Below are 8,263 nucleotides of genomic sequence, written 5' to 3' on the forward strand. Positions count from 1 at the left end.
CTCTGCTCCGGATGAAGAGCGGCGTGGCTTGGTGATCAAGGGTAGGGACGGCCTGCTCAGCACGCTCAACCTCGACCGCTGGAACGACGCTGGCTTCTCCACCATAGAACACATCGCACCTCAGAACGCCGGCGTTAACGGTTGGGACCCCAAGATCTACGAGGACTCGTCAACCGTGCACATGCTAGGAAATCTGACGCTACTACCCAAGGTCGAGAATTCCTCGGCGAGCGACCGCTCATGGGAGTTGAAGCGACTCATGTTCAGGGCGCTCTCGGCGAAAACTGTGGAAGAGGCAGAGAAGACGCTCGCGCTGGCCTCCCAGGAAGGGATTTATCTGGGCGATGGGGCAGAGGCAATTATCCGGCGGGCTCGTCATCTTCCGCTTGTCTCCTCCCTCGCACAACGAGACGAGGAATGGACAGAGGCATTCATCCGCGATCGCTCCGAACGACTGTGCAGCCTTGCCTGGGACTCTCTAGCTCCGTGGCTTGACCTTTAGCCAGCACGTGCTGAGTGCCGGAATCGTCGGGGTTCTGGCACTCAGTGCGGGCCTGATTCGGGAGACTGTGGTAGTGCTGTTACTGCAAGGCAATCTTGTACGTGATCGTAGATACCGGAGTTCATCCCCGCAGTGTGGGTAACACCAGTTACTCAAACATGCCTGGATGCTCATGCTCAGCCTGACCGGCAAGGGCCAGCTCATGCGGGTATGTCCCACCACGCCATCGACCGGGCCATAAGCGGACCAGGGCGCTGGTGGCCGGGATCCGAGCCGAGTGCGGATCGGAGTCCTTCAAGGCCAGGACGAGCGGCTCCGGCACTACCGCCTGGTGTTCCCGAACGGGTGAAGACTCACGCGTCCGCTTACTTCACTGGGCGTGGCCGGGTGTGTCTGTCAGGACATCGTGAAGCCACGCGCGAGCCGTGTGGGCGGCGTCCTGGACACCCGCCTCTTCAAAGGCGTCGATTGCCTCGCGGAAGCAGTCCGCTGCCTGCGCGTGTCGGTGCAACTGATGATGGGTGAGCCCGAGGTTCATCAGGGTCTCGCCCTCCCGGAACCGGTCCCCGTGGGTCCGTTGAACCTCCAGGGCCTCCTCGTACAGTGTAAAGGCCTCGTCGAACCTCGCCAGTTCCGCGTACGCGTTCGCCAGGTTCTTCAGGCAGTGCCCCTCCAGCACGACGTCTCGGAACTCTCGGGCGACGGCCAGGCTCTTACGGAAGGCCGCTGCGGCTTCCTCATACTGGCGCAGTTCGAAGTATGCCGTTCCAAGGGTGTTCAACGTACCGCCCTCGCCGGCCCGGTCGCCGAGCTCGACGCAGATGGCGAGATCCTGCTCAAGGTGCTCCAGGGCACGCTCCGGGGTGCCGTTCCTGAGGAAGAGGGAGGCGATGTTGTGGTGCATCATCCCTTCGCCCTGTTTGTCGCCCTCCGAGCGGTATACGGCCATGGCCACCTGCATAGTCGAAAGGGCTTCCTGTAAGTTCCCCAGCTCCATCAGCGCTCCGGCAGCGCAGTTGAGCAGGGATGCCTCGCTGGGATGACCGCCCACTTCTTCGATTAGTTCGATGGCCCGCGAAAGGAAGGACAGCGCTCGTTCCGGCTGATGGGCAACCCCGTACAAGACCCCGATGTTGCCCAACACTTCCACGTCGAGTCGCGGGTTCGCGATCCTGCCCGCGGCCTTTTCCGCCGTGTTGAAAATATCGCGCCAGTCCATGTGAGCCCGTTGCTCGAAAAAACCGACCATATTCATGGCCAGGGAAGCGCACAGGAGGTCGAGTCCAGCGCGGTACGCGGTGCCGACGGCCGCCATGAGGGTGCGATGTTCGGCGTCGAACCAGTCCCACGCCTCGCCGCTTGATGCGAAGCGTTCGCTCTCCGGGGCATCAGGCTTCCACCGGATCCGCCGGTCGGCCTCCCTCGAGCTCCGCTCCAGATGGAGCAGGATCCGCTCTAGCCCTTCCGTTACCTCCTCACCATGCTGGGGCTCCTCCGCCTTCTCCTGCGCGTAGAGGCGGATGAGGTCGTGCATCATCCACCGTTCGGAAACTTGGTCGTCCAAGAGGTGGGCCCCCGCGAGCCGACGTACGAGCTGCCGGGTCTCAAGGGGAGTGGCGCTGAGTAGGACACGTGCCGTTTCCAGTGAGAAGTCGGGTCCCGGTGCCAGCGCGAGCAGCCGGAAGGCACGAGCGTCCGATGGTGCTAGGCGTCGGTAGGAGAGGTCGAAGGCGGCTCGTACAGCCATGGGGTTACCTAGGGCATCGACGTCTTCGTAGGCAAGGCCGTCGAGTCGGCTGCGGGTGTCCGCCAGCTCCTCGACGACGCTGGCCAGCGGACGATGGGGCTCCAGCCTTAGATGGGCGGCGACGATATGAAGGGCGAGCGGCAGTCCACCGCAGAGCTCGCCGATATGTTCGGCGTGCTCGGGGGCATCGGTGACCCGGAAGTCCTCTGGGCGGGCGATGCGTAGAGTCTGGTCGAGGATCTGTGCCGAGCTTGACCGGGACAGTTCGCTCAGATCGATGTGGCGACCCGGCATGGACGCGAGGACGTGCCGGGATGTGATGACGATCCGGTGGTGCGGACTGGCCGGAACGAGCGGCAGGACCTGACCCGCGGATGAGACGTTGTCCAGGACGACTAGCAGCGGTCGTCCGTGATTGGTCAGGTGGTCCGCCCGGGCCCGCCACAGTGCCAGGACGTCGTCGCCGTCGGACGGGATGTCCCCCTCCGCGGTGCCGAGGTACCTGAGCAGGACCGCGGCTGCGTCCACGGGCCCGAGGTCGGCGTCGTTCCCGCTGTAGCCGCGCATGTCGACGAAGAACGTTCCGCCGGTGAACCAGCCGAGATCTCTGGTGCGATGGGCCGCCTCGACAGCCAGCGTAGTCTTCCCCGCGCCTCCCATGCCGGACAGGAGGGTGACCACAGAGGAGGACGCCGTCTCCTGAGGCGCGAGCCGGGCGAGTAGGTCGTCCAGCGAGTCATCACGGCCGACGAAGGTCACCGGGCGGGGCGGCATCCGGTCCATAACGGACGGGGTCTTCGGCACTTCGTGCCAATCGCTCCCGGTTGATCCGGCTGCCGTGCGCGGCCGGCCACCACGGCGGGCTCCTCGCTCCTGGCGAGCCGCCTTGAGAAGGGCTGCCCAGGCCCCCTCGGGTCGCGTGGGAAGCCCGTTCTTCGCCGCCAACCGGTTCAAGTATGCGACGAGCAGGAGGAAGTATCTCTCCTTCGCGCCGTGGCCCGGCACGTGCCCCGCGTTCAGCCAGGCACTGAGCGTGGAGTCTGAAATGCGGAGCGGGGGGACCTGGTCCAGGCCAAGCCGGACGAGCCGGCTCAGGGTTGGTTCACCCGCCGCCTCGTAGAGGCTGCGCAGCTCGGTGCCGAATCGATCGACTGACCCACCCAACGTTTACCCCGCCCATCTTCCAGTTCCCTCGTGCGCCGGAAGACCCGCATCCCCCGCCCCCATCAGCGTACTTGTACCCTCCCGGCGCTGTCGGAGATCGCTGGAAACCCTCTGGAAGGCGGAGACCTGGGGCTGTCGCCGGACGAACCACGGCCGGCATTCGACAGGAGGCACCCATGACGAAGAAGTCCACTCCGAAGCACCGTCCGGCGGCCGCCGGCGGGTCCGCCGGCAAGGCCCTCCGGAGTACCTCGTGCACCCGCTGGGCTCGGCTCGCCCGCACCCTGATCAAGGGTGCCTGCAAGTGCATCTGGGCGGCTGTCGCCCGCTCCGCGATCGAGGCGCTGTGGTCGTGGCTCTCATCGTGACGGCGCTGCGGGCCCTCCGGCGACCCGAACGCCGTAACCCCGGCAAGTTCGAAAGACGCGGCCAAGCGACGGAGCGTATGGTGCGTGATGGTGGCGCAAGTCAGCCGGAGCGCGGCTCCCGAGATGGCGTTGCGGTAGGCGCCGCACTATCGCGGCTTGTGCTACCGCGTTGACCTGCCGCTGCCGGCAGTGTGGGAGACCTGGACGGCAACCGTTTGACGGGGCGCCGATACGATGTCCACCTCTTCTAGCTGGGTGGGCGTGGCCAACCGCAGGCATTGGCGCGGGGCCACGTGCATGTTGTGTCCCAGCCGGGCCTGCGGTGCTTCCTTTCTTGCCACAGCCCCAGGGCCACGAAGGGCCACGCGATAGGCGCTCAGCTTCGGCGGGTGCTACGCCGGAAGGGTGGAGCGGTCCGTTTCGAATGCAAGGCACCGGTCTAGTTACCGATGACCGGTGGCGGATCCGACGAACTGCCCCATCTGCCGATTGGGTCGTGCCACTCTTCGCATGGTGAACACGCAGCCGCCGGAAGATGCCCAGGACCACACGTTCCACTTATCCGACCGCTTGGACGTTCCAGTCCTCCTTCGTGCAGGGCCAGAGCGTCGCCCCAGCCGCAAGCAGTGGGAAGGCGCCGAACAGCCCTGGCCCGGCGTGACTGTTGTTCCGGCGGACGGCTGGTACCTCGCCACGACCACTTGGCGGCAGGTCATCAAAGCGGCCACTGGAGTCGGTCGAGACATCGACCCTTGGATCGCCCTCACACCGAACCTGGCGATCAACGATTTGGTGTCCCGCATTTCCCCGTTGCATGCCAACCTGTGTTTGAAGGAGGTCAAGGCTCCGACTCCCGGCGCGGCGGGGCGTCGCCTGTTCGTCAATGCCGTCTATCGGTACGGCACCGAGCGCAGTGCGCAGTCTGCCTTCGGCTACCACCTGGGCATGACCATGGCCCAATGGATATGCGCGGGCATGATGGGGCTGGGCCCCACCCAGCACGTCGAGGCGGGTGGTCCCAACGGTCATCCTGGCTTCCTGCATGCCTCCGCCCAACTGCCTGACCTGTGGGGCATCCATCCCCATGGACCGCTGCACTGGCTCATCGAAGCCAAGGCACGACGGCTCATCGGCCTTTCGGACCTGAATGAGGGGATGAAGCAGCTCCAAGGTGGGAGCGCTCTGATGCATGGGCAGTCCCACTTGCAGGTGCTCTGCGGTACTTCTCTGCCAGCCCCGTGGAAGTGGGAAGAAGATCATCTCTTCATGACCGTGGACACCCTGCACGTCCCGGGGGCACCGATGCGCTCCGGCCGGGCGGCTCCGCTTCCGGTGGATCCGGCAGGCAGCGGCCGGAACGCATGTGGGCATGTCGCGCCGTCTGTTCGCCTCATGCCGACGTTTGGACACCCTGCAAGTCAAGGCAGCCCGCGAGGAAAGGGAGCGCCGAGGTCCGCAGCCCATCATGTCGCGAGAACCTCTCTGGGATGATGAGGCATTGGAGGCGGTTGCCCAGGCCGAACGCGGGAGTTACTTCGAGCGACAGCGGTTGATGGGCCGACGTGAAGCTGTTCGGACAGGCTTCGGTGAAGCGGACGAGTTGTCTTGGAGCACACTGCTTGGCGGCAGGGAGCCTGCGATCGACTGGCGTCGCAGAGGGTTTTGGAGGGGGCGACGCCGGAAACCTACATCGCCGTCGAGGCCAGCGACCCTGTCTTGCGCAGCGTGCGGGACTGAGAGGAGTGGCGGGGACTCTTCACACGCCTTCCCGCAGTCGGGTCGATGGACCCTGCGCAGTGCAGCGTGCTCGGCTAAGACGGAAAGCCGGGTACGGGGCCTTGCGGCACGGATGCCGCAGTTGCGGAGCCGCATTGCGCGCCTCGAGCCTCGGACCCCGAAGGCCTGCGGAGTCCATAGTTCCGCCCAAGGCTTACGGGTCGGGCCGCGTAACGCGACCAGTGCGCGTCATCGACAACGTCATCAGTCCAGGCGCCGGCCAGGGGCGCTTCTTCGACGGCGCGGACGGTTTCGAGGGCCACGACGCTGGGATTGGGCATGTGTTGCAGTATGAGACGTGGTCCGATGGAGTGCGCACTGGGACCGACGGACCAACAGGGGGCCTCGGACATAGAACCCGGTCGAAACCATGGCGATCTCCTGAGCGGCATGCCCGGGGCGACAGGAGGGACGCCTTCTGTGCTGGCCGGACGAGACACCGCCCACATGGAGTGGTGGCGAGGTGACCTCTACCGCTGAGCGGCTGTTGGTGCCTGAGTGAGTCGTAGAACCCACCGCAAGGGCGTCCCGGCGCCCAGAGATGCCAACGTCCGGCGGCTGATGCTGGCGCAGCGCAGTCGGGACACCATGCCTGAGCTGGCGCTGAGACGGGCGCTGCATGGGCTGGGCTTCAGGTACCGCGTGGACATGCCGATTCCCGGCCTGCGCAGGCGGCGCGCGGACGTCACCTTCGTGAAGTGGCGGACCGCGGTGTTCGTGCAGGGCTGCTTCTGGCACGCCTGCCCGCAACACCGGCACCTGCCCGTGCACAACGGGGAGTGGTGGCGCGAGAAGCTGGAGGGCAACGTCCGGCGGGACGCGGACACCGATGCCCATCTCGTCCGATTGGGGTGGGTGCCCTTGCGGCTCTGGGAGCACGAGGCTGTCGACGCGGCCGTGGACAAGGTGGTGCAGGTGCTTGCTTCTCGGGGACACCCGCGGGCGATGCGGATCCTGGGCGGGGCCGTGCAGGCAAGCAGGTGGGCGCCTGTGGATGCCCTGTGCAAGTAGCTGGGGAATGATCTTTCAGGCAGTGGGAAAGTCCGGCGCGATGCCTCCGTCGGCGCAGGTCAGACCCACCCGCGAACGGCCCACGCAGCACGAGATCCCGATCAGACGGTCACCGTCGGATCGGGATCTCGTCGTTTCGGCGCACGTCGGCCGGATGCGGATGCCCAATGCCGGACGGCGGGGAAGGAACCCGGCCGGTCCCTTCCCGTCGCTCAACGTGCCGTCACCCGAGGGCCTTGGCGTAGCACAGGCTCGACTCGTACTCCCGGTAGTAGCCGAACTTGGCGCACGGCTCGTAGCCGCTCGAGGTGTACAGGGCGATCGCCTCCGGCTGCTGGTCACCGGTCTCCAGGACCATGCGGACGCGGCCGGCCTCGCGGGCGTCGTCCTCCAGGGCGGCGAGGATGCGGCGGGCCAGGCCCCGGCCGCGCATCGACTCCACGACGAACATCCGCTTCAGCTCGGCGTCGCCGTCCTCGTTGCCCTCGGCGTTCTTGTCCTGGCTGCGCCAGCCGCCCGTGGCGACGGGGGTGCCGTCCTCGTCGTAGGCGATGAGGTACACGCCGTTCGGCGGCCGGAAGTCGGCCGGGTCCAGGTGTGTGGCGTCGCCGCCGTCGCCGTAGCGCACGTGGTACTCGGCCTGGACCTCGTCGTTCAGCTTGACGGCGTCGGGGTGGTCGAAGGCAACCGGACGAATAAGCATGTTATGTACCGTATATCAATGCAGTAGGGCGGGAGAGTCTGGACGGGGTCTCTTACGGGACCCCGTCCAGTGTGACGGTAAAGTGCGCGTGTGCTGACTGTGACCTCCGCCAACGTCAACGGACTGCGAGCCGCCGCCAGGAAGGGCTTCGTCCAGTGGCTCGCCGGGACCTCCGCCGACGTGCTCTGCCTCCAGGAGGTGCGGGCCGAGCCGCAGCAGCTGCCCGAGCACGTGCGCACGCCCGAGGGCTGGCACGTGACGCACGCTCCCGCCGCCGCCAAGGGCCGCGCCGGGGTCTCCCTCTACACCCGCCGCGAGCCCGACGCCGTCCGCGTCGGCTTCGGGTCGGCGGAGTTCGACGGCAGCGGCCGGTACGTCGAGGCCGACCTGCCCGGCATGACGGTCGCTTCCCTCTACCTGCCCTCCGGGGAGGTCGGCACCGAGCGGCAGGAGGAGAAGCTCCGCTTCATGGGCGAGTTCCTCGCTCATCTGAAGGAGCTGCGCGAGCGGTCCGCCGCCGACGGCCGCGAGGTCCTGGTCTGCGGTGACTGGAACATCGCCCACCAGCAGGCCGACCTGAAGAACTGGCGCGGCAACACGAAGAACTCCGGCTTCCTGCCCGAGGAGCGGGAGTGGCTCGGCCAGGTCCTCGCCCCGGAGGCCGGCGGGTACGTGGACGTGGTGCGCGCGCTGCACCCGGACATCGAGGGTCCCTACAGCTGGTGGTCCTACCGGGGGCGCGCCTTCGACAACGATTCGGGCTGGAGGATCGACTACCACGTGGCCACGCCCACTCTCGCGGGCCGTGCCGTCAAGGGCTTCGTGGAACGGGCGGCCACCCATGCCGAGCGGTGGTCGGACCACGCGCCCGTGACCGTCGTGTACGACCTCTAGACCCAACGCCGTTCAGTTAAGGGCGGAGGCTGTTCGTCAAGGCCGGTGAACGAGGCAGCGGAGCTGCTGTAGAAGAGGTTTGTCCTCCAAGACATCCT

The 8,263-nt window shown here is 66.5% G+C and carries 7 protein-coding genes; 5 read left to right on the plus strand and 2 right to left on the minus strand.

What is annotated here, in order from left to right:
- Positions 1 to 31: 31 nt before the first annotated feature.
- Entirely contained in the window at positions 32 to 502 is a 471-nt protein-coding gene (locus ACFC02_RS31390) for an HNH endonuclease family protein (RefSeq protein ID WP_376364706.1), read from the plus strand.
- A gap of 370 nt (positions 503 to 872) precedes the next feature.
- Here the strand turns inward: ACFC02_RS31390 and ACFC02_RS31395 are convergent, their stop codons facing one another.
- Positions 873 to 3,008 (minus strand): tetratricopeptide repeat protein, encoded by a 2,136-nt coding sequence (locus ACFC02_RS31395; RefSeq protein WP_376364686.1) that lies wholly within the window; start codon positions 3,006 to 3,008, stop codon positions 873 to 875.
- Between the two features lie 581 nt (positions 3,009 to 3,589).
- On the opposite strand from ACFC02_RS31395, the gene ACFC02_RS31400 reads away from it, so the two are divergent.
- The 3 genes from ACFC02_RS31400 (at position 3,590) to ACFC02_RS31410 (ending at position 6,568) form a co-directional block, all read left to right on the plus strand.
- Complete coding sequence (locus ACFC02_RS31400; RefSeq protein ID WP_376364689.1) at positions 3,590 to 3,781, plus strand: hypothetical protein; 192 nt, start codon at positions 3,590 to 3,592, stop codon at positions 3,779 to 3,781.
- Positions 3,782 to 4,291: 510 nt separating this feature from the next.
- Positions 4,292 to 5,272 (plus strand): hypothetical protein, encoded by a 981-nt coding sequence (locus ACFC02_RS31405; protein WP_376364692.1) that lies wholly within the window; start codon positions 4,292 to 4,294, stop codon positions 5,270 to 5,272.
- Positions 5,273 to 6,055: 783 nt separating this feature from the next.
- The gene (locus tag ACFC02_RS31410; RefSeq protein WP_376364695.1) at positions 6,056 to 6,568 is read left to right on the plus strand and encodes a very short patch repair endonuclease; all 513 of its coding nucleotides are present in this window, start codon (positions 6,056 to 6,058) and stop codon (positions 6,566 to 6,568) included.
- A gap of 223 nt (positions 6,569 to 6,791) precedes the next feature.
- Here the strand turns inward: ACFC02_RS31410 and ACFC02_RS31415 are convergent, their stop codons facing one another.
- A complete protein-coding gene (locus ACFC02_RS31415) occupies positions 6,792 to 7,271 on the minus strand; it encodes a GNAT family N-acetyltransferase (RefSeq protein ID WP_376364698.1) in 480 nt (159 codons plus the stop codon).
- 90 nt (positions 7,272 to 7,361) lie between these two features.
- Here ACFC02_RS31415 and ACFC02_RS31420 point away from each other — a divergent pair, with 90 nt between their 5' ends.
- Positions 7,362 to 8,165 (plus strand): exodeoxyribonuclease III, encoded by an 804-nt coding sequence (locus tag ACFC02_RS31420; protein ID WP_376364703.1) that lies wholly within the window; start codon positions 7,362 to 7,364, stop codon positions 8,163 to 8,165.
- The last annotated feature ends 98 nt before the right edge of the window (positions 8,166 to 8,263 follow it).

Origin of the sequence: Streptomyces sp. NPDC056160 (genome assembly GCF_042268205.1) — a bacterium.
Taxonomy (GTDB): domain Bacteria; phylum Actinomycetota; class Actinomycetes; order Streptomycetales; family Streptomycetaceae; genus Streptomyces.